Here is a 19,075-nt window from a genome sequence, read left to right on the forward strand (position 1 = left end):
GTTGCGGTGTGATGGCGTCCCACGCACCCTCGACCGAGGAGCACGCATGCCTCCGCGCACGACGACGCCCGTCCTGATCGTCGGTTCGGGACCGACCGGACTGACCCTGGCCATCGATCTCGCCCGTCACGGGATCGCCCCGCTGATCATCGACAGGAGCCCCGCGCACCCGCGCAGTTCCCGGGCCAAGGGCCCCAATCCGCGCTCCCTGGAGGTGCTGGAGGATCTCGGGGTCGTCGGCGCGGTGCTGGCGGCGGGCGCGGAACCGCTGCCGATGCGGAAGTACCGGAACGGCGTCCCGATCGCCGACGCGGACCCCTTCGCCGAGGTGCGGGCGACCCCGGACTCGCCGTACAACCGGCCCCGGATGCTCGCCCAGTGGCAGTTGGAGGAGATCCTCCGCGACCGCCTCGCGGAGTTCGGCGTACGGGTCCGGCTCGGCGCCGAGGTCGTCGGGCTGGAGCAGGGCGAGGACTCCGTCACGGCCTCACTGGCGGACGGCGGCACGCTCGCGGCGCGGTACGTGGTGGGCTGCGACGGCGGGCACAGCACGGTGCGCAAGCTGCTGGGCGTCCCGTTCGAGGGGAAGACCGACGAGACGCAGCGGATGGTCTCCGGTGACGTCGAGGTGGAGGACCTGGACCGGGGCTTCTGGCACCAGTGGTTCGACGAGGACGGGGCGGTGATGCTCTGCCCGATCCCCGGCACCCGTGCGGGCTGGTGGTTCCAGGCCGGTCCGGAGACCGATGCCTCGGGCGCGCCCCTCCCCCCGTCGGCCGAGGGCTTCCGCCGGCTCTTCGCCAGGCACACGCGGCTGCCCGGCGAGCGGCTGACCCGGGCCGCGCTCCTCTCGTCCTACCGGGTCAACGAACGCCTGGCCCGGCACTACCGGGTGGGCCGGGTGTTCCTGGCCGGGGACGCCGCGCACGTCCACTCGATCGCGGGCGGGCTCGGCATGAACACCGGCATCCAGGACGCGTACAACCTGGGCTGGAAGCTCGCCCGGGTCGTCTCCGGACAGGCCGGTCCGGCCCTGCTCGACACCTACGAGGAGGAGCGGCTGCCCGTCGCCGCCGATGTGCTCGACATCAGCGCGGAGCGGCTGGAGGCCACGCTGGAGGCCATCCGGAAACCGGGCGGCGGCCTGGACAGCGCGATCGGCCCGCGGACCAGCGGACTGGGCCACGGCTACCGGTGGAGCCGCCTGGCCGGTCCCGGCGCGACCGCCCTGCTCCGCCCCGGCGACCGCGCCCCGGACGCCCCCTGCCACGACGCCCGCACCGGCGCCCCCTTCCGCCTCTTCGAGGCCTTCACCGGCCCCCGCTTCACCCTCCTCGGCTTCGGACCGGGCACGGCCGGGGCGCTGCGGGAGGCCGAGTCGGCGCATCCGGAGGACCTGCGGGCGTACGGGGTGGACGCGGGCGCGCCACGGGATCTGACCGACGACGGGGGGCACGCCCGCGCGGCGTACGGCGTGGGGCCCGGTACGGAGGCGCTGATCCTGGTCCGCCCGGACAACCATGTGGCGCTCGTCGCGCCGGGCGGGGACCACGCGGCGGTCGCGGCGTATCTGAGCGGCATCGGAGCACCCCGACCCGCCTGAAGGCACCGGACGGGGCGGCGAGGGCGGGCGGTACGGCATTGGAGCGAGGCCAGGGCGTGTCACGCTGTGTCATGACACCTTAACGCTCGGCTTATCCTTTTCTCATACGTATGACCCGATCTCTGCGTGCCTCCGGGACGTCCACGGCGCTCCTGCGCACCGCGACCGCCACCGCCGCCCTGTCCGTCCTGTCCGTCCTCGCCTGCGCGAGCGCCCCGGCGGCGGGGGCGGACGACACGGTGCGGACCGTCAACCCGTCGGGCCTCGGTCCGGCCGGCCCCTGGTTCCGGATCCAGGAGACCAGCCCCGACCGCGACCCGGGCGTCCAGGAAGTCTCCCCGAAGCCCGACCCGGTCCACCTCAACGGCAGCCTCCACCTGTCGATCGGCGCCGGCCAGCAGGCCCAGGCCGCCCACTACTTCAACGCGACCTGGACCCCCGAGCCGATGCGCCCGCTGCTCGACGCGGGCCTGTCCTACTGGGCGTACACCGCGACCGAGGGCTCCACGAACCCGAGCACCGGCGCCAACTTCCAGCTCCCGGCCTCCTGCGGCGGCTTCACCACGCTGTCCTTCGAACCGGGCGCCAACACGGATGTGCGCGGGCAGGCGCTGAAGCCGGACACCTGGCAGCACTACCGGCTCACCGGCGACTCGGTGATGCGGACCTCGCGCGCGGTGGCCGGGATTCCGGCCGGCGGGGACGCCCCGCTGTCGCAGTTCGTCGAGGCGTGCGAGGGCGCGTACGGCGTCATCGCCAACATCGGCCGCCTCGGCGACCCGAACGGCACGCTGAACACGTACGTCGACGACATCACCGCCCAGGGCACCGTCTGGGACTTCGCCGTCACCGGCCGCGCCACCGCCGCCCTCTCCCTCCCCGAGGCGATCGGGGCGGGCGACGGACCGCGCCCGGCCGACGCCTCCTACGCCGACCCGGCCGACGGACCGCAGTACCCCGGCATCGGCACCCGGCTGACGCTCAAGGGGCCCGACGGTCTGCGCGCGGACCAGCTGACCGTCGTCTCCGAGGGCGCCGGGGTCCCGCTGACCCGGCAGCCCGACGGCACGCTCACCGGTGAGCTGCGGACCAGCCTCCGGGCCGGCGGCACGCTGGAGCCGGGCGGCAGGGCGGGCGCGGCGTTCACCCTCGCGGCGGCCGAGGACGCTCCGGCCGGTCCGCTGGAGGTGACGACCGAACTGACCGTCACCCTCGCCGGGGCGGAAGGGCCGCTGCGCACCGGGGTGAGCGCGACCGAACGCACCCGGATCACCGCCGCCGCGCCCAGCCCCTCGCCGTCGCCCAGCCATCCGCATCCCCGCCCGACCCCGTCCCACGGCCACGGAGGCGGCGGGCACGGGGGCGGCCACGGCGGCGGGCACGGGGGCCACGGCCCGATGCCCGAGGGCCCGGTCGACGCCGGTGACGGTTCCACCGCCCTGACGTCCACGGGACCGATGGGCCTGTCCGGTACGGGCCCGGCGGCCGGGCTGCTGGCGGTGGCGGTGGCGGCCGCCGCGTTCGGCGGGTTCCGCGCGATCCGGCGCCGGCGCGGTTGAGCACCGGCGTCCGGCGGGGGCGGCGGTCACGCGGACCGCTGCCCCGCGCGCGCGTGGCGGCCGGGCCGACTTACGGAGGGGGCCAGATGTCCTTGATGCCGCTGCCCCGCGCCCGCGTGGCGGCCGGGCTGGTCCCGGCCGCCGCGGCGGCGCTCGTCCTGCTGACGGTCTCCCCGCTGGCGGACCCCTCGGCCGGCGGCGCGGTCACCGCGTCGGCCCCGCGTCCGGGCACCGTGCGCACCGGACCCCCCGTGCTGCCCGCGTCCCGCCCGGTCCGCATCGTGATCCCCGGCCTCGGCGTCAGCGCCCCGTTCACCGGTCTGACGCTCGGCGCCGGGGGCCGGCTCGGCGTGCCCGACCCGGCGGACCGCAACCTGGTGGGCTGGTACCGCGACGGGGTGACCCCGGGCTCCCCCGGCAACGCGATCGTGGTCGCCCACGTCGACACGCCCGCCGGACCGGCGGCCTTCGCCGGACTGGACACCCTGCGGCCGGGCGCGGAGGTGGAGGTGCGCCGGGCGGACGGGCGGGTCGCGGTCTTCCGCCTCTACGCCGTGGAGGAGTTCGCCAAGAGCGCGTTCCCGAGCACCCGTGTCTACGGCCCCACCCGGGGCGCCGAACTGCGACTGCTCACCTGCGGCGGTCCGTACGACCCCGGCGCGGGCGGCTACCGGTCCAACGTGGTGGCCTTCGCCCGTCTCTCCTCGGTCCGCACCCCGGAATCACCCATTCCGGGACAGAATGACGATCATGACTCTTGACTGGAAAGTCGTCGTCGACTCCGCCGACCCGCACGCCCAGGCCGGTTTCTGGGCCGCGGCCCTGGGCTACGCGATCGAGGACAACAGCCCCCTGATCGAGCAGCTGCTGAGCGCGGACGCCGTGCCCGAGGCGCTCACGACGACCGCGCACGGCCGCCGCGCCTGGCGCGATCTGGCGGCCGTACGGCACCCGGACGACCCGTACGACGAACACAGCGGCACCGGCCACGGCCGCCGGCTCCTCTTCCAACGCGTCCCCGAGGCCAAAACCGTGAAGAACCGCCTGCACCTGGACCTCCACGCGGGCCCGGACCGCCGCGCGGAGGAGGTCGACCGGCTGAAGGCGCTCGGCGCCACGGTGCTCGACGACGTGGAGCAGCCGGGCGGCCGGTGGACGACCCTGGCCGATCCGGAGGGCAACGAGTTCTGCGTGCAGTAGGGGCGGGGGGGGTCAGGGCGTCCGTGAGGCGGCGGCCCGCCGGCTCAGGCTCCGGGCCCCCACCGCGCCCATCAGGAGCAGCGCCCCGGCCGTGCACGAGGCCAGGAGCGGGAAGCCGGCCCGGGGAGCGGACGACGAGGGGGCCACCAGGTCGCCGGGATCGCGCAGGACCTCGAAGCGGTCGCCGGGGCGGGTGTCCCGGTCGCATTTCGCGTCGCCCTTGAGGGGGAACGTACGCCCCTCGGCCTCGACCGTGCAGCGGTAGTCGTCATTGACGTTCCAGGACTCGCCCTCCTTCCACGCCTCGGTGACCGTGACCGTCACCCGGTCGCCACGCCAGTCCAGGACCGCCCCGCGGAAGCCGTACGGGACCGCGACGGCCAGAAAGCACCAGAGCAGGCCGAGCGCCAGGAGGCGTCCGGCCGAGGGCACGCCGATCTTCACCAGGCAGGCCAGCGTGGCGAGGAGCACCACCGCGTAACCGATCCCGTAGGTGTATCCGGGCAGGCGGTACAGGAGATCGCCCAGCACGCCGAGCCCGACGACCACCGCCCCGGCTGCCGAGGCGAGGAGCGCCCCCGCCGTCCGGGGCCTGCGCGGGACCCAGGTGTCCGCCGCGCGCCACGCCTTCCGTAAGGTCCCGACCCTCGCCGCCACCGCCGCACCGCCCCCGTCACCGTGACCCGACCGTCGACACGCCTACCCGGAAAGGCTGTTCGCAGTCCGGCGGCGCGGTCCCGGCCGGCCACGGGGCGGCCGTCCCCGGCCGTTACGGCTCGGGGGCGGTGAGGTACCGCTGGATCGTGGGCCCGACCCAGTCCACGATCTCCTCGGGGCTGAGCGCGACGCTCGCCGGGAAGCGGAGGACGTAGCGCGTCAGCGCGATTCCCAGGACGGCCGAGGCGCAGAGCGCCGCGCGGGCCGGTGCCTGGTCCGGGTCGGGGCCGACCCGGCGGGCCAGCGGGATCAGCTGGTCGCGGAGCACGGTCTGGGTGCGCTCGGCGGCGGCCGGGTCGGTGGCGCCGACCCGCAGCAGGGCGGTGAGTTCGCCGTTCTCCTCCCACAGGGAGAGGAAGTGGCGCACCAGTGTGCGGCCGGTCTCCTCCCGCGACTCGACGTCCAGGTCCGGCAGCCCGGGGTCGATGGCGACGGCCTCCGCGAACAGTCCCGCCTTGTTGCCGTAGTAGCGCATCACCATCGACGGGTCGATCCGCGCGTCGCGCGCGATGGCCCGGATGGTCGCCTTCTCGTAGCCGTCCGCCGCGAACCGCTGGCGGGCCGCGGCGAGGATCGCGGCGCGGGTGGCGTCGGAACGCCGTGCGGCCTGCTGGTTCTCCGTGGTGCCGGTCATGCCGACCAACGTAGGCCAACGCGTGTTGACAGTCCAGGCTCCCGGCCCTACGTTTGCCAACGAGCGTTGGCCTACAGGCGTTGGCACACGCTTGTTGGCACACCTGTGGGCATCCGCCGACCGGTGACCACCCGACGGAGAGGAAGCACCGCCATGGCCGAGCTGAGGAACCTTGACCCGGGAACGCCGTTGTTCGCGCAGTTCCGGCAGGAGACCGGGCCCGTCGTCCTGACCAACACCTTCGTCGTCCCGGAGGAGCGGACCGAGGAGTTCCTCACGCTCTTCCGGCGGCAGGCGGCGTTCATGAAGGCGCAGCCGGGGTTCGTCTCGCTGCGGATGCACCGGGGCACGGCGGGCAGCCGGCTGCTGATGAACGTCGCGGTCTGGGAGTCGAGCGGGGCGCTGGCGGCGGCGTTCGGCCGGCCGGAGTTCCAGCGGCTGGCGGCCGAGTCACCGGCCGACGTCGTCTCGTACCCGCACCTCTACGAGGAGATCGAGCTGTGACGGCGACCCGGACGCCCCCGCGTCACGACTCCACGACCGCCACCGGACCCCGAAGGAGCGGCACCGTGTCGCCGAGGAACGTCAACACCGCCCTGACCGCCGTCTGCGTCCTGTTCGTCCTCTGGCTCGGGCTGTCCTTCATCCTGTCCCCCGAGGCGTCCACCCACGGGGTCGGACTGCCGACCTGGTCGGACGGCAACGGCGACGGCTTCCTCGTCATGAAGGGCACCCGCGAGTTCGCGATGGGCCTGGTCCTCGGCGTCCTGCTCCTGACCGGCCACCGCCGGGCGCTGGGCTGGGTGCTGCTGATGGAGGCCGTCGCCCCGTTCGGCGACATGATCAACGTCCTGGCCCACCACGGGCCCGCCTCCGCCGCGTTCGGCATCCACGGCCTGACGGCGGCGGTGATCGCGGTCACCGGTCTGCTGGTCCTCCGCGAGACGGGCGGGAGCCGTCCGGCCGCCGCCGCGCCCCGGGGCTGACACCGCGTGGAACGCCCGGCCTCCGGCCGTACGGGAACGGGCCGGGGGCCGGGCGGGTCGCGCGGGCGGGACTTTCGCGGAACGCCCTAGTTCATGAACGTCACGTCCCAGTGGTTGCCCTCGTCCGCGTAGATGTTCCCGGACGGGGCGGTGTAGAGGGCGGCCCCGTCGCTGCGGGTGCCGGTGCGGGGGAAGGTGCCCGTGATGTGGCTGGTCAGGCAGCTGACCCGCTGGAAGTCGAGCTTGTAGCCGTTGCCGTGGCTGTACGTGCCGGAGGCGTGGCCGGTCTCGGTGCCGCCGGTGATGGTGAGCGAGCAGCCGCCGATCGACTGCTTGAGCGCGACGGCGCCGTTGGCGGAGGCGGCGCGCAGGCCGTCGAACGAGGTGCAGGTGCTGTTGGCACGGTTGGAGCAGTTGCCCGAGGAGACCCAGCCGATGCCGGCCGCGTTGAACTGGGCGGCGGCCTGGGCGTGGGTCAGGGTGCCGCTGCCGCCGGAGCCCGAGCCGGAACCGGAACCGGAACCGGTCAGCAGGGCCTCCCAGGTGGCCGGTCCGGCGACACCGTCCACGGACAGCCCCTTGGACTGCTGGAAGGAACGCACCTTGGCCTCGGTGCCGGGACCGAAGTCCCCGTCCACCGCGAGCCCGCCGTTGTACTTGTTGAGCTGGACCTGAAGGGCCTTGACGGCGGAGCCGGTGTTTCCGTTGCGGACGGTCACGACGAGCTTGGGCCAGGTGGCCGGCCCGACGGCGCCGTCGGCCGACAGCCCGTTGGCGCTCTGGAAGTTCCGGACGCTGCCGGTGGTGCCGGGGCCGTAGTCCCCGTCCGCGTCCGTGCTGTAGCCGCGCGCGGTCAGCAGGTGCTGGACGGTCGTGACGTCGGCGCCCCGGCTGCCGCTCTGGAGGACGGGCCAGCCGGCTGCCTGGGCCGCGGGGACGACCAGCAGGGTGGTGAGGAGTGCGGCGAATACGGCGGTGAGGACGGACGCGGCGCGTCTCATGAACGGTCTCCTGGACTCGGTACGGAGGCCCCGGTCGGGCCAACGCCGATGAACCTAGGGAGCGTTGCCGCCGTCCCTCCACCGTCCACCGTCCCGGGATCCCCGCCCCCGTCCGGGACACCCCCTCCGGGACGCCCCTGGGACACCTCCCCCGGCCGCCCGCCCCCTCAGCCCCCGATCAGGCGTCCCACCGTCTCGATCACCCTCCCCGCCCCGTCCTCCGCCGCCAGGTGCCGGGCCGCGTCGGCGGCGGCGAGGCTGAAGGACTGCCGGGTGACGGCCGTTCCGAGCGCGGCGGCGAGGCGTTCGGCGTCGAGGGAGCGGAAGGGGATCGGGTCGGTGGCGGCGCCGAGCGCGGCGAGCCGGGACGCCCAGAAGGGCTGGTCGGCGGTGACGGGTACGGGCACCGAGGGCACCCCGGCCCGCAGGGCGGCGGCGGTGGTTCCGGCGCCCGCGTGGTGGACGACGGCGGCCAGGCGCGGGAGGAGCAGGGCGTGCGGGAGGTCTCCGACGGTGAGGACGGTGCCGTCGCCGTGGGCGGTGAGCCCGGCGCTGCCGGACTGGAGGATGCCGCGCAGTCCGGCGCGGCGCAGGGCCCGGGCGGCGAGCGCGCCGAGCCGTTCGCCCTCGCCCGACGCCATGCTGCCGAAGCCGACGAGGACGGGCCGGGGTCCGGCGGCGAGGAAGTCCTCGACCTCGGCGGGCAGCTTCGCGTCCGGGTCGTGGTGCGGCCACCAGGGACCCACGACCTCCAGACCGGGCCGCCAGTCGGCGGGCCGGGGCACCAGCGCCGTACTGAATCCGTAGAGCACGGGCCAGTCCGCCGCCTCCTGCCGCCGCCGCGCCGCGGAGGCGGAGAGCGGGGGCAGACGGAGGCGGTGGCGCAGTCCGGTGACCGCGTCCGCGTAGAGGCGGTCGGTCATGCGGAGGGCGAAGCGCCCGGCCGCGCGGTTGCCGAGGCGGCCCATCGAGCGGGCGGCCGTGACCACCGGCGGGAAGTCGCCGGTCGGCGCGGTGGGCTGGAGGTACACCCCGAGGCTCGGTATCCCCATCGCCTCGGCGAGGTGCCAGCCGAGCGGGGCGGTGGTCGTCGACAGCAGGAGGAGGTCGGCCCCTTCGGCCGCCGCCTCGGCGAACCCGCCGCCCAGTTCGGTGATGAACGCCGCCGCCGTACGCATGAGTTCGCGGCTCCCCCGGACCCCGCCCCCGGTTCGCGCGTCGGCGGGCAGGGCGCGGAACTCCAGTCCCGCCTCGCGTACGAGCGGCGCGAAGGCCTCCGTCGTGGCGAGGGCCACCTCGTACCCGGCCCCGCGCAGTGCGGCGCCCAGGCCCGTGTAGGGCGCCACGTCACCGCGCGATCCGGCCGCCGCGATCAGGATTCTCATCATTCCTCCGGAGGTTCGGTACGGCTGCCGCCGTCGTGGCGGGCCGCGTTGGCGTGGACCGCCTTGCCCAGGTAGGCGGCCAGGCCGGGGCGTTGCTGCGAGGGAGGGACGACCAGGGCGAAGGCACGGGGGTCGGCGACGAAGTCGTCCGCGATGCGCCGGTGCATGTCCGGCGGGCAGGAGGTGAACCAGCGCGAGATGTGCAGCCGGTGCTCCTCGGCCAGGTCCACGGCCCGTTCGCCGTCGCTCGGCTCCCCCTCGTCGAAGGCCGCGAGCAGTTCCCCCCGCCAGGCGGTGGCCTCCCCCATCAGCCGCCGCCAGTCCTCCTTGGTGTGCGCCGCCGCCCGCGCCATCGAGGTGCGCTGCCCCTCGGAGTCCGCCCACTTCAGGGCGGCCTCCGTGGCATAGCTGAGGTCGAAGGCGATCTCCCCGAAGACCTCGAACCGCTCCTGCGGAGTCAGGGCCACCCCGGTCTGCTGGACCTCGATGGCCCGTTCCGCCACCTCCGTCAGCCGCTGGAGCCGCGCGATCTCCTCGCCCAGCCGCCGCTGCCGGTCCCGCAGCTGCTCCAGCGCGTTCGCCTGCGGGTCCTTGAGGATCACGGCGATCTCGTCCAGCGAGAAGCCCAGCTCCCGGTAGAAGAGGATCTGCTGGAGCCGGGCGAGGTCCGCCTCGCCGTAGAGCCGGTAACCGGCGTGGCTGCGCCCGCTGGGCGAGAGCAGCCCCGCCTTGTCGTAGTGATGCAGCGTCCGCACCGTCACCCCGGCGAACGCCGAGACCTGCCCCACGGAATAGCTCATCCGCCTGCCCTTTCGTCGGCTCCAGCCTCAAGCCTGACGCAGGGGGAGGGTCAAACGGTGACGGGAATGACGTGTGTGGCGGCGGTCGTCGCGGAGCTGGAAGGGCCTGACCGGACCGCCATGGCTCGCGGTGGGGCCGCCTGCCCCCGGACTCCTCTTCAGGACGCGCCCGGCCTGCCGGACGCGTCCGTGCTCACCTCGCCGGCCGGTCCGGGCGATGACTGGGGAGAGAGGCCTGCGGGGCGGAGGCGCAAGCGGCCTCCTGGGCCGCCATCACCTCGTCACCGTGCGCGAAGGCCCATGCGCCGACGGCGTCGATGGGCGCCAGCAGGGTCCGGCCGAGAGCCGTGAGACGGTACTCGACCCCCGAGGCCGCGCCGGGGCACGGCTGCCGGTCGACCAGTCCGTTGAACTGCAGCCGCCGCAGGGTCTCGGTGAGGACCTTGGAACTGATGCCGCCGATCCGCTCCCGCAGCTCGACCGGGCGCCTGGGGCCCTCGCGCAGCGACCAGAGCACCACGGCGTTCCAGGTGTTGGAGAGGAGGTCGAAGGCGAGCCGAGCCCGGCAGTCGGCGAGGAAGGTGTCGGTCGTCACGTACCACATGGTGCCCGAACGCCTCTCTAGCGTCGGGAGAACCGTCGAAGCAGCAGGTACGGAAAGGGAACGCGTGATGAGAATCGGCGTACTGGGAACGGGCAATATGGCCGACGCACTCGCCACCCACTGGGTGCGGGCCGGCCACCGGGTGACCATCGGAGGACGGCACGCGCACAGGGCGGAGCGCCTCGCGCGGCGGGTCGGAGGCGGCGCGAGATCCTCGGATCTGCGTGGCGCGGCCGAGTCCGGTCAGGTGGTGCTGGCCGCGCTCCCCTTCGGAGCGGGCGCGGGCGTGGCGCGGGACCTGCGCACGGCGCTTGAGGGCAAGGTGCTGATCGACTGCTCCAATCCGGTCGGGCCGGGCTTCCGGCTGCTGACGGAAGGAGGCCCCTCGGCCGCACGGCACCTGGCCGACGCGGCACCGCGAACCCACGTGGTCAAGGCGTTCAACCTCTGCCACGAGGACGTGTGGCGCATGCGGCCGCCCGTCTTCGACGGACGGCCCTTGGCCGTGCCGGTCTGCGGGGACGACGCGTCGGCCGTCGCGCGCGTCCGCGAACTGGTGCGGGACGTGGGCTGCGACCCCGTGGCCGGCGGCGGTCTCGACCGGGCGGGCCTCCTGGAAGCGACTGCCGCGCTGTTCATCTCCCTGTGGGTCGGCGAGGGGGCGGACGCGCAGGCGATCGCACCTCCGCTGGCCTACGCGGCGGGGCCGGGCCACCGGGAAACGGGCGGTGGCACCGGGGCCGACTCCTAGGGCGTGTCTGCCGGTGCGGCGAGAGTGCGTGCATGGCGTCGCCCGGCAGACGGGAATGGTCAGGCAGGCCCTAAGCCTTCCGGGACCCGGTCGCAGCCCCTGCCGTGTCCCGGGGCTGTTTCCGGTCCTGCGTGCGGCTCGGCTTCCGGCCCGGCTTCCGGTCCCGCTTCCGGTCGGGCTTCCGGTCCTGCTTCCAGCCCTCGTCGCCGACCCGCCGCTTCATGGCCAGCGCGCCCGACACGGACGCCAGGAGGAGGAGCGTGCCGGTGACCGGTACGAGGACCGCGAACCCGATCGGCGGGTCCTCCGTCGACCCCGGCACCAGGCCGTCCGGATCGCGCAGGATCTCGTAACGGTCGCCGGGACGGCTGTTACGGCCGCACCGGCCACCGCCCTGGACCCAGTCGGTACGCCCCTCGGCGTCCAGGACCTTGCAGCTGTACGAGGGCGTGGTCCGCGGATTCTCCTGCCGCTTCACCTCGATGACCGTGGCCTGTACGTGCTCACCGCGCCATTCGAGCACCGCGCTGCCGACGCCGGCGTTGCTCAGGACGAGCAGAGCCATTCCGCTGATTCCCAGCACCAGCATGTGCTTCTCGTACGGCGCCCCCAGGCTGAGCAGGCCGAGCATGCCGACGCCGAACGGGACGACGAGGAAGACCTTGGTGTAGTCCGGGGCGTCGTGCAGAAGCGGAGCCATGGCCGCGCTTCCCGCCATCAGGAGCCCACCGGCGAGGCCCAGCAGCGCCCCCGCCGTCCGGGGCCGCCCCCGCACCCACCCTTTGACTCTGCTCCACGCCCTCCGCAGGCCCTGCCCCCGTACCATCTGCCAGCCGCCTCCCCCGCCGCACCCGCGTGTCCCAACTCGCGTACCCCGTAAGGCCGGTCCTACGCGAAAGGATCGGCATCCGCCCCGCGTAAGGGGGCGCTAATGCCCTACGCCGGCTCCGCCCCGTGCGCGGTCTCCGCATGCCGTCGCCGGAGCACCCGGAAGTCGGTCTCCCGGCTCCCGTCGCCCGCACGTTGCGCGGCCTCCTCGGCGGCGGTGAACGCGTCGCACGTCCCGCACCCACCCGACGACGGGACGGCGTCGGCGTCCGCCCCGGCGCCCTCGCGCCCGTCGCCCCTCATACGACCTCACCCCGACTCCGGGCGTTCTCCCGCGCGTTCCGCGCCCACAGCCGCTCCCGGGACGTCGCCTCCCGCGTGTGCTCGGGCAGCACCTCCCACTCGGCACCACCCCGGGCCGGCCGGAGCATCCAGTAAGGGCCGGCGACCCCACGGAACTCCCCGATCCGGGGCAGATGCGCACGGGTCACATCGACCACGAGGGTCCCGGGGACCGGGGCGAATTCGGACGGTTGTACCTGCATAGACACTGCCGTACCTCTCCGTAGTCATTCCACTACCAAGGCGGCTCAGCGTGCCCTAGGGTCGAGAACCATTCAACGTGTCACTCACGAACGAAAGGTCGGTGACACCCCTTGAACATCAAGGAGTTAGAGCCTGACAGCAGCCCCCAGGCGGCCTACGGCGCACGGGTCCGCAGCCTGCGAGAAGCCCGGGGCTGGAAGCAGGAGGACCTGGCCGAACGGACGGGCTATTCCAGTACGCACATCTCGGCCGTGGAAACTGGTCGTAAGATGCCAACCCTTCGCTTTTCGCGCAGCGTGGACCTGGCCTTCGGCACCGGGGAAACCGCTGACACGTTCGAGCGCCAGTACCGGGAGATCCGGCACGGATCGCTGCTGGAGGGCTTCCCGCAGTACGTCGGCTACGAGGGTCGGGCGGTCGAACTCCGGCTGTACGAGATCGGGATCATCCCGGGACTGCTCCAGACTCCGGAATACGCACGGGTATTGGCGTACAGCGCCGTACATCGCGGCGCGATCCTGCCCGAACAGGCCGACGAACGCGTCTCGTTCCTGGCCGAGCGGCAGGCGGCCCTCGTCCGCCCCAAGCCGCCCATGCTCTTCGTCACCATGGACGAGAGCTGCATCCGGCGCCCGGTAGGCGGGCCGGCGGTCATGAACGCCCAGCTGGACCGGCTGATCGAGTTCGCCGAGATGCCGAACACGCTGCTCCAGATCGCCCCGTACGAGATGGCCGAGCGCCGCACGTTCGACCTGCCCGTCAATCTGCTGACGCTCCCGGACCGAACCGTGATCTGCTACGCGGAGTCCCAGACCCAAGGCCACTTGGACCGTGAAAGCCCGTCGGTACTTCCCATGTTGACGGCCTACCATCAGCTACAGGCCGAAGCGCTGTCGCAGGCAGCATCCGTGGCCATGATCAAGCAGATGCGAAAGGGCACATCGTGACGACCGAATCCCCGCGTTGGTACACCTCCTCGTACAGCAACAACGGCGGCAACTGCGTCCAGGTCGCCACCAACCTCGCCCCCACCGGCACCGTCCCGGTCCGCGACTCCAAGAACCCGGCCGGGCCCGTCCTCGCCCTCACCCCCGCCGCGTTCGGTGCGTTCGTCGCCGGCCTCAAGCGGGGTGGGGGCGACGCGGTCTGACACTGCCTCAGGCGGGGTTCCGGGGCCGGCCGCTCAGTGCCAGGGCCGGTGGCCCGGTCCGGTCGGGTGCGTGCCGGTGACGCCCATGACCACCGAGTAGAGGCTGGTCTCCGCAGTGATGAAGAGGCGGTTTCGTTTTGCGCCGCCCCAGGAGATGTTGGACACCGCCTCGGGGACGTCGAGGCGCCCGATCAGCGTGCCGTCGGGGTCGTAGCAGTGCACGCCGTCGCCCATCGCGGCGGCCCAGAGCCGGCCCTCGTCGTCGAAGCGGAGATTGTCGAAGCGGGCGTTCTCGCGGGCCCCCGCTTCGGCGAAGACCTCGCCGTCGGACAGCGTGCCGTCCTCGCGCACATCGAAGACCCGGATGAAGCCTGCCCGCGTGTCGGAGACGAACAGGTGCCGCTCGTCGTGCGAGAAGACCAGTCCGTTCGGCGCACCGAAACAGTCGGCGACCAGCCGCACTTCGCCGGTGGCCGGGTCGATGCGGTAGACGTTGTTGGAGCCGATCTCGCTCTGCGCGCGATAACCCTCGTAGTCGCTGGTGATGCCGAAGTCCGGGTCGGAGAACCAGATCGAACCGTCGGACTTGACGGCCGCGTCGTTCGGACTGTTCAGGCGCTTCCCGTTCCACCGGTCCGCCAGCACGGTGAGGGTGCCGTCGTGTTCGGTCCGGGTCACCCGGCGGTTTCCCTGCTCGCAGGTGATCAGCCGGCCCTGACGGTCGAGGGTGTTGCCGTTCGTGTGCCCGGCGGAGCGGCGGAAGACGCCGACCTCCCCGGTCTCCTCGTCCCAGCGCAGCATCCGGTCGTTGGGGATGTCGCTCCAGACCACGTGCCGCCAGGCAGGCACGTAGATCGGCCCCTCGGCCCAGCGGCAGCTGGTGTACAGGACCTCCAACGCCGCGTCGCCGTTCATACACCGCCCGGTACGGAACCGGTCGTCGAGCATCTCGTACAGCCCGGGGCGCTCGCTGGTCATGAGGCCTTCCTCTCCCATAGCCGTCACTCGCAGAACCATGTTTGGCTCAGGCTCAAGGTTGCAGGATGAGATACGGTCAGCACAAGCATCGTCCGAACGGGAAGTCATGGATCAGATCGATCACGCCCTGCTGACGCAGCTCCAGCAGGACGCCACCCAGTCCTACGCGGCCCTGGGACAGGCCGTCGGCCTCTCGGCGGGCGCCGCCCACGAACGCGTGCGCAAGCTGCGGGAGCGCGGCATCATCCGGCGCACCACCGTCGAGACGGACCCGGCCGCGCTGGGCGGCGCCGTGCTGGCCTACGTCATGGTCGACTCGACGTCCTGGATGGGTGACACGGCACCGGACTTCGCCGCACTCCCCGAGATCCTGGAGGCGCACATCATCGCCGGCAGCGCCTCGGTGCTGGTGAAGGTCAGGACCGCGTCCACCGAGCAACTGCAGGACGTCCTGCGCCGCATCTACGCCATCGACGGCGTCAGCGGAACGCAGGCCACGGTGGTCCTGGAGACCTTCTTCGAACGGCCGCTCTCCCCGCCGGCTCCCGGACAGACGTGACCCGGCTCATGGCTCCGGTGTCGCGCCGGCCGGGGACTGGATCCGCTGGAGCATCCGTTCCATGACGGAGGTGGGCAACGCGGCCTGCCGGGCCGCGGCTTGTGCGGTCTCGGGGTCTCTCAGCAGACGGACCAGCGTCCTCGCGGGCAGCCCGGGGTGCCGACAGGCCGCATGGCGGACGTGTTCGTGCGGGTCGTCGAGCAGCCGCACGGCCGACGCGGGCGCCAGCCGGGGGTCGGACGCGGCCCGGTGCCGGACTTCACCGTCACGGTCCCGGCTGAGGCGCTCGACCAGGTCGTCTGTCGACTCCGGGTCGTCCAGGGCCAGTTGGCGCATGCGCGGGTTCGGGTCGTCGGCGTGGCGGAGCAGGTCGCGGCGGGGGAAGTTCGGGTGGCCGTGGGGGCGGTCGGGGGTGCTGAGGCTTCCGGTCCACCACTGCCACACCCTCAGCAGCATGTCCGCGGGCGCGTCGTCGCAGGATTCCGCGAGGAAGAGCTGGACGACACGGTCCTCGTCGCGGGCGAGGCGTGCGACGACATCCGGCGGGAGGTGCCTGGCGCGGGCGACGCTCCTGCGCACGAGGGGATGGGCGGAGGCGGCCAGGCGGCGCATGGCTCCGGGATCCCCGTGGAGTGCCGTGACCCAGTCGAGCGGGCGGTGGTGGCCGCGCGGATCGAAGTCGATGGGGATGCCCGCCCGTTGTTCCTCGGCGAGGTCAGCGCGGATGGCCACCACGGAGCGGACGCTCTCGTCGGGATCCCGGGCCAGCAGGCCGACCAGGTCCGGGTCCAGGTGCGGGTTGCCCGCGAGGGAGCAGCGCTGGGCCGGGGTGCCGTGACGGGCCAGGTGCGCGGCGAGGTCGCGTTCCAGACGGCAGGCGCCCACCGCGCGGTCCGTGAGTTCGGCGGTTTCGAGGACCGTCCGGGGCATCGGGTGCTCCTGGTGGTGCTGGAACAGCGCCTCGACCCGGACCTTGCCGGAGGGGTCGTCCAGAAGCGCGCGCCGGGCCGGGGCGTCCAGATGGGGCCAGGCACCCGGGCAGGCCGAGGCCCGTACGGACGCGTCGGGGTCGGCGGCCAGAGCGGTGAGCATCCGTGGGGGCAGGCCGGTGAGGCGGGCGGCCTCTTCGCGGACCCGCGCGGACGGGTCCTCGGCGAGCCGCTCGTAGGCGGCGGCGGTGAGCTCGGCACGCCGGTCCGCCGCGAGCATGGCGAGGATCCACCGGTCCCTGGTCTCGCGTTCGCCCAGGATCAGGCGGGCCCACTGCTCAGCGGTGAGGTTCGGCTGGACCTCGGCCAGCAGCAGCCTCACCTTCCGCTCCGGATGGGCCATGGCCGCCTCGACGACCGCCGCTGACAGGGGACGCCACAGGAGGAAGTGCGAGAGTCCCAGGAGGCGGGCGCGGAGGTCGTCGGGGGTGGCCGGGTTGAGCGCGAGCCCGTGCGCCCACATCTCGCGCAGTCTCTCCGAGGGCCCCGGTCCCTGAAACAGGGTCGCCCAGGCGGCTTCCCGCTCCCGAGGGGTTTCGCGGGCCGCCTCCCGTGCGGCTGCCTCCTGACGTTCCCCGAGGTCGTCCAGCAGGGTGAGCCAGACCTCGTCCTCCTCGGTCGTCACCCCGATCAGAGCACTGCCGTCCGGCGCCAGGGTGAGGAACTCCGGCTGTCCGGGCCGCTCGCCGAGGACTCCCGCAAGGTCCCACTGCTCGGTGAGCCGCACCCGTGTCCAGCGCCGGGGCGCGCATCCGGTCCAGTCGCCGGCGACATCGACGAGGAAGACGCCGTCCTCGTCGATGATCCCGTTGCCGGCCGCGAGCCGGTGCCAGCATGCGTTGATCTCGGCGACCAGGCCGGGGAGGTCCCCCCGTACGGCCACGGTCGGCTCGGCGGCGGCCGAGACGACCGGCCGCCAAGCGGCTCGGGGCGGCAGCACCTCCTCGACCCGCGCTTCCCCCACGACGTGCAGCCCCGCGCGCCGGAGCAGTTCTACGAGTTCGTCTCTCCCACCCCTCATGGAAGCCCATCCTGCCGCCCTCCGCGCATCCGGTGGATGCGGGGGTTGCCCCGCCCCTACCCGATCACCCCGCCCCGCCACAACTCCGCCGGGGCTCCACGGGTGACCGCCTACGCTGGATTCCATGCCCATCCCACCCGCATATGCCCTCGTCGCGACCGACCTGGACGGCACGTTGCTGCGCGGCGACGACAGCGTCAGCGCCCGGTCGCGGGCCGCGCTCGCCCTGGCACGGGAGGCCGGGGCCCGGCACCTCGTCGTCACCGGGAGGCCGGTGCCGGGGGTGCGGGGGCTGCTGGAGGGGCTGGGGTACGAGGGGCTGGCCGTGTGCGGGCAGGGGACGCAGGTGTACGACGCGGGGGCGCGGCGGACGGTCCGGGAGGTCACGCTGGACCGGGAGGCGGCCGATGCCGCGCTCGGGAAGATCGAGGCGCAGGTGGGGCCGGTCTTCGCGGCCGTGGATCAGGACGGGGCGCGGGGGCGGACGCTGGCGGAGCCGGGGTACCGGATGCCGCACGCCACGCTGCCCGCCCAACGGACCCGGCACCGGGCGGAGTTGTGGGCCGAGCCGGTCATCAAGGTGCTCATCCGGCACCCGGAGCTGACTGACGAGGCCCTGGCCGCCGAGGCCCGCGCCGTCGTCGGCGATCTCGCCACCGTGACCCACTCCGGACCGGACACGGTCGAGCTCCAGCCGTACGGGGTCGACAAGGGCGCCGGCATCGCCCTGGCCGCCGAGGAACTGGGCATCGACCCCCGTACCGCCATCGCCTTCGGCGACATGCCCAACGACCTGCCGATGTTCCGCACCTGCGGCTACGGCGTGGCGATGGCGAACGCCCACGCAGACCTGCGCGCGGCGGCCGACGAGGTGACGCTCTCCAACGAGGACGACGGGATAGCGGTCGTCCTGGAGCGGCTGTACGGCTGAGCGCCCGCCGCCCCCGGGAAGGTCGTCACCCCTCCCCCGCCCCCAGCGCCCGCAGCACATGGTCCACCAGGCTCGCCACCTCCGCCTCGTCCTGCATGGGCTTTCGGAGGACGTGGCGGTAGTAGACGGGGCCGTAGAGGAGTTCCACGGCGAGGCGGAGGTCGGCGCCCGGGGGGATGCGGCCGTGCGACTGGGCGGCGCGGAGGTGGTCGACGACCTCGTCGAAGCGGGGTTCGATGAGGTGGGTGCGTACGGTTTCGGCCAGCTCGTCGTCGTGGTGGATCTCGGAGAGGATGCCGGCGTAGGCGGGGCCGTAGGGCGGGACGGAGAGGACGCGGACCGCGCCGGTGACGTGGGCGCGCAGGTCGGCGGCGATGTCGCCGGTGTCGGGGAAGGGGGCTCCGGCGACCAGGGCCTGGGTGAAGGCCTCCAGGAGGACCGCGCTCTTCGCCGGCCACCAGCGGTAGATCGTCTTCTTGCTGACGCCCGCCCGCGCCGCGATCGCCTCGACCGTGACGCGTCCGTACCCCTTCTCCGTACAGAGGTCCAGCGCGGCGCGGAGCGTCGCCCGGCGCGCGCTCTCGCTCCGGTGGGGCGAACCCGGCGATGTGATCATTCGGGGCGATGTGATCATTCGGTGAGCATAGGTCCGTTTGCGCCAATCCTTGTTGACAGTCCGTCGCCAGAAGTCGAACAATGTTCAAGCGGGAAAGGGAACGTACCGTGTCGGTTCGTTCCATGCCTTCGCACCGTTCGTGCCGTTCGTGCCGCGACGAGCCGATCGGGGGACGGCTCGCCGGCCGACGGTACGGCCGACCGACGCCTCCCCCCGC

General features: G+C 73.3%; 23 protein-coding genes and 1 pseudogene. 11 read left to right on the top strand and 13 right to left on the bottom strand.

The window, feature by feature from the left end:
* The first annotated feature begins 46 nt into the window (after positions 1-46).
* The 4 genes from ACZ4FH_RS21680 to ACZ4FH_RS21695 all read left to right on the top strand — a co-directional run bounded on the left by ACZ4FH_RS21680 (position 47) and on the right by ACZ4FH_RS21695 (position 4,362).
* Positions 47-1,603, top strand: coding sequence for an FAD-dependent monooxygenase (locus tag ACZ4FH_RS21680; protein ID WP_467306630.1), 1,557 nt, complete (start codon positions 47-49; stop codon positions 1,601-1,603).
* A 110-nt stretch (positions 1,604-1,713) separates the two neighbouring features.
* Positions 1,714-3,162 carry a hypothetical protein gene (locus ACZ4FH_RS21685; protein WP_467306631.1) on the top strand — a complete coding sequence of 483 codons (1,449 nt, stop codon included), beginning with the start codon at positions 1,714-1,716 and terminating at the stop codon, positions 3,160-3,162.
* A gap of 86 nt (positions 3,163-3,248) precedes the next feature.
* Positions 3,249-3,923 (top strand): class F sortase, encoded by a 675-nt coding sequence (locus ACZ4FH_RS21690; protein ID WP_467306633.1) that lies wholly within the window; start codon positions 3,249-3,251, stop codon positions 3,921-3,923.
* A complete protein-coding gene (locus tag ACZ4FH_RS21695; protein WP_467306635.1) occupies positions 3,904-4,362 on the top strand; it encodes a VOC family protein in 459 nt (152 codons plus the stop codon). The genes ACZ4FH_RS21690 and ACZ4FH_RS21695 overlap by 20 nt, the downstream gene beginning before the upstream one ends.
* Positions 4,363-4,374: 12 nt before the next feature.
* Here the strand turns inward: ACZ4FH_RS21695 and ACZ4FH_RS21700 are convergent, their stop codons facing one another.
* Positions 4,375-5,019: a hypothetical protein gene (locus tag ACZ4FH_RS21700; RefSeq protein WP_467306636.1), complete on the bottom strand. Its 645-nt coding sequence runs from the start codon at positions 5,017-5,019 to the stop codon at positions 4,375-4,377.
* 112 nt (positions 5,020-5,131) lie between these two features.
* Positions 5,132-5,713 carry a TetR/AcrR family transcriptional regulator gene (locus ACZ4FH_RS21705; RefSeq protein WP_467306637.1) on the bottom strand — a complete coding sequence of 194 codons (582 nt, stop codon included), beginning with the start codon at positions 5,711-5,713 and terminating at the stop codon, positions 5,132-5,134.
* Between the two features lie 153 nt (positions 5,714-5,866).
* Here ACZ4FH_RS21705 and ACZ4FH_RS21710 point away from each other — a divergent pair, with 153 nt between their 5' ends.
* A complete protein-coding gene (locus ACZ4FH_RS21710) occupies positions 5,867-6,217 on the top strand; it encodes an antibiotic biosynthesis monooxygenase family protein (protein ID WP_467306639.1) in 351 nt (116 codons plus the stop codon).
* A gap of 65 nt (positions 6,218-6,282) precedes the next feature.
* A complete protein-coding gene (locus tag ACZ4FH_RS21715) occupies positions 6,283-6,699 on the top strand; it encodes a DUF4267 domain-containing protein (protein WP_467306641.1) in 417 nt (138 codons plus the stop codon).
* Positions 6,700-6,785: 86 nt separating this feature from the next.
* On the opposite strand, the gene ACZ4FH_RS21720 is transcribed toward ACZ4FH_RS21715, so the two are convergent.
* The 5 genes and pseudogenes from ACZ4FH_RS21720 to ACZ4FH_RS21740 form a co-directional block, all read right to left on the bottom strand.
* On the bottom strand, positions 6,786-7,418 hold the full coding sequence (locus ACZ4FH_RS21720) for a peptidoglycan-binding domain-containing protein (protein ID WP_467306938.1): 633 nt from the start codon (positions 7,416-7,418) through the stop codon (positions 6,786-6,788).
* Between the two features lie 18 nt (positions 7,419-7,436).
* Positions 7,437-7,700 (bottom strand): annotated as a pseudogene (locus ACZ4FH_RS21725) (peptidoglycan-binding domain-containing protein); the annotation flags it as partial.
* A 167-nt stretch (positions 7,701-7,867) separates the two neighbouring features.
* Complete coding sequence (locus ACZ4FH_RS21730; protein WP_467306643.1) at positions 7,868-9,085, bottom strand: glycosyltransferase; 1,218 nt, start codon at positions 9,083-9,085, stop codon at positions 7,868-7,870.
* Positions 9,085-9,885 carry a MerR family transcriptional regulator gene (locus tag ACZ4FH_RS21735; RefSeq protein WP_467306644.1) on the bottom strand — a complete coding sequence of 267 codons (801 nt, stop codon included), beginning with the start codon at positions 9,883-9,885 and terminating at the stop codon, positions 9,085-9,087. Before ACZ4FH_RS21735 ends, ACZ4FH_RS21730 begins: the two co-directional genes overlap by 1 nt.
* A gap of 193 nt (positions 9,886-10,078) precedes the next feature.
* On the bottom strand, positions 10,079-10,480 hold the full coding sequence (locus ACZ4FH_RS21740) for a winged helix-turn-helix transcriptional regulator (protein WP_467306645.1): 402 nt from the start codon (positions 10,478-10,480) through the stop codon (positions 10,079-10,081).
* 76 nt (positions 10,481-10,556) lie between these two features.
* On the opposite strand from ACZ4FH_RS21740, the gene ACZ4FH_RS21745 reads away from it, so the two are divergent.
* A complete protein-coding gene (locus tag ACZ4FH_RS21745) occupies positions 10,557-11,240 on the top strand; it encodes an NADPH-dependent F420 reductase (RefSeq protein WP_467306647.1) in 684 nt (227 codons plus the stop codon).
* Between the two features lie 70 nt (positions 11,241-11,310).
* Here the strand turns inward: ACZ4FH_RS21745 and ACZ4FH_RS21750 are convergent, their stop codons facing one another.
* From ACZ4FH_RS21750 to ACZ4FH_RS21760, 3 genes are all read right to left on the bottom strand, one after another.
* Complete coding sequence (locus ACZ4FH_RS21750) at positions 11,311-11,940, bottom strand: hypothetical protein (protein WP_467306648.1); 630 nt, start codon at positions 11,938-11,940, stop codon at positions 11,311-11,313.
* 236 nt (positions 11,941-12,176) lie between these two features.
* Positions 12,177-12,371: a hypothetical protein gene (locus ACZ4FH_RS21755; protein WP_467306650.1), complete on the bottom strand. Its 195-nt coding sequence runs from the start codon at positions 12,369-12,371 to the stop codon at positions 12,177-12,179.
* Positions 12,368-12,613, bottom strand: coding sequence for a hypothetical protein (locus ACZ4FH_RS21760; RefSeq protein ID WP_467306651.1), 246 nt, complete (start codon positions 12,611-12,613; stop codon positions 12,368-12,370). The genes ACZ4FH_RS21755 and ACZ4FH_RS21760 overlap by 4 nt, the downstream gene beginning before the upstream one ends.
* Before the next feature lie 111 nt (positions 12,614-12,724).
* Here ACZ4FH_RS21760 and ACZ4FH_RS21765 point away from each other — a divergent pair, with 111 nt between their 5' ends.
* Together ACZ4FH_RS21765 and ACZ4FH_RS21770 are read left to right on the top strand one after the other, a co-directional pair.
* Positions 12,725-13,561, top strand: coding sequence for a helix-turn-helix domain-containing protein (locus ACZ4FH_RS21765; RefSeq protein ID WP_467306652.1), 837 nt, complete (start codon positions 12,725-12,727; stop codon positions 13,559-13,561).
* Positions 13,558-13,764 (top strand): DUF397 domain-containing protein, encoded by a 207-nt coding sequence (locus ACZ4FH_RS21770; RefSeq protein WP_467306653.1) that lies wholly within the window; start codon positions 13,558-13,560, stop codon positions 13,762-13,764. The genes ACZ4FH_RS21765 and ACZ4FH_RS21770 overlap by 4 nt, the downstream gene beginning before the upstream one ends.
* Before the next feature lie 33 nt (positions 13,765-13,797).
* On the opposite strand, the gene ACZ4FH_RS21775 is transcribed toward ACZ4FH_RS21770, so the two are convergent.
* Positions 13,798-14,742: an SMP-30/gluconolactonase/LRE family protein gene (locus ACZ4FH_RS21775; RefSeq protein WP_467306655.1), complete on the bottom strand. Its 945-nt coding sequence runs from the start codon at positions 14,740-14,742 to the stop codon at positions 13,798-13,800.
* A 106-nt stretch (positions 14,743-14,848) separates the two neighbouring features.
* On the opposite strand from ACZ4FH_RS21775, the gene ACZ4FH_RS21780 reads away from it, so the two are divergent.
* Positions 14,849-15,301 carry an Lrp/AsnC family transcriptional regulator gene (locus tag ACZ4FH_RS21780; protein ID WP_467306656.1) on the top strand — a complete coding sequence of 151 codons (453 nt, stop codon included), beginning with the start codon at positions 14,849-14,851 and terminating at the stop codon, positions 15,299-15,301.
* Between the two features lie 6 nt (positions 15,302-15,307).
* Here ACZ4FH_RS21780 and ACZ4FH_RS21785 read toward each other — a convergent pair whose 3' ends face one another.
* Positions 15,308-17,311 (bottom strand): PE-PGRS family protein, encoded by a 2,004-nt coding sequence (locus ACZ4FH_RS21785; RefSeq protein ID WP_467306657.1) that lies wholly within the window; start codon positions 17,309-17,311, stop codon positions 15,308-15,310.
* A 124-nt stretch (positions 17,312-17,435) separates the two neighbouring features.
* Between ACZ4FH_RS21785 and ACZ4FH_RS21790 the strand changes: the two genes are divergently transcribed.
* On the top strand, positions 17,436-18,242 hold the full coding sequence (locus tag ACZ4FH_RS21790; protein ID WP_467306658.1) for an HAD family hydrolase: 807 nt from the start codon (positions 17,436-17,438) through the stop codon (positions 18,240-18,242).
* A 25-nt stretch (positions 18,243-18,267) separates the two neighbouring features.
* On the opposite strand, the gene ACZ4FH_RS21795 is transcribed toward ACZ4FH_RS21790, so the two are convergent.
* A complete protein-coding gene (locus tag ACZ4FH_RS21795) occupies positions 18,268-18,858 on the bottom strand; it encodes a TetR/AcrR family transcriptional regulator (RefSeq protein ID WP_467306659.1) in 591 nt (196 codons plus the stop codon).
* Positions 18,859-19,075 lie beyond the last annotated feature (217 nt).

The organism is Streptomyces sp. NPDC024555 (genome assembly GCF_055559335.1).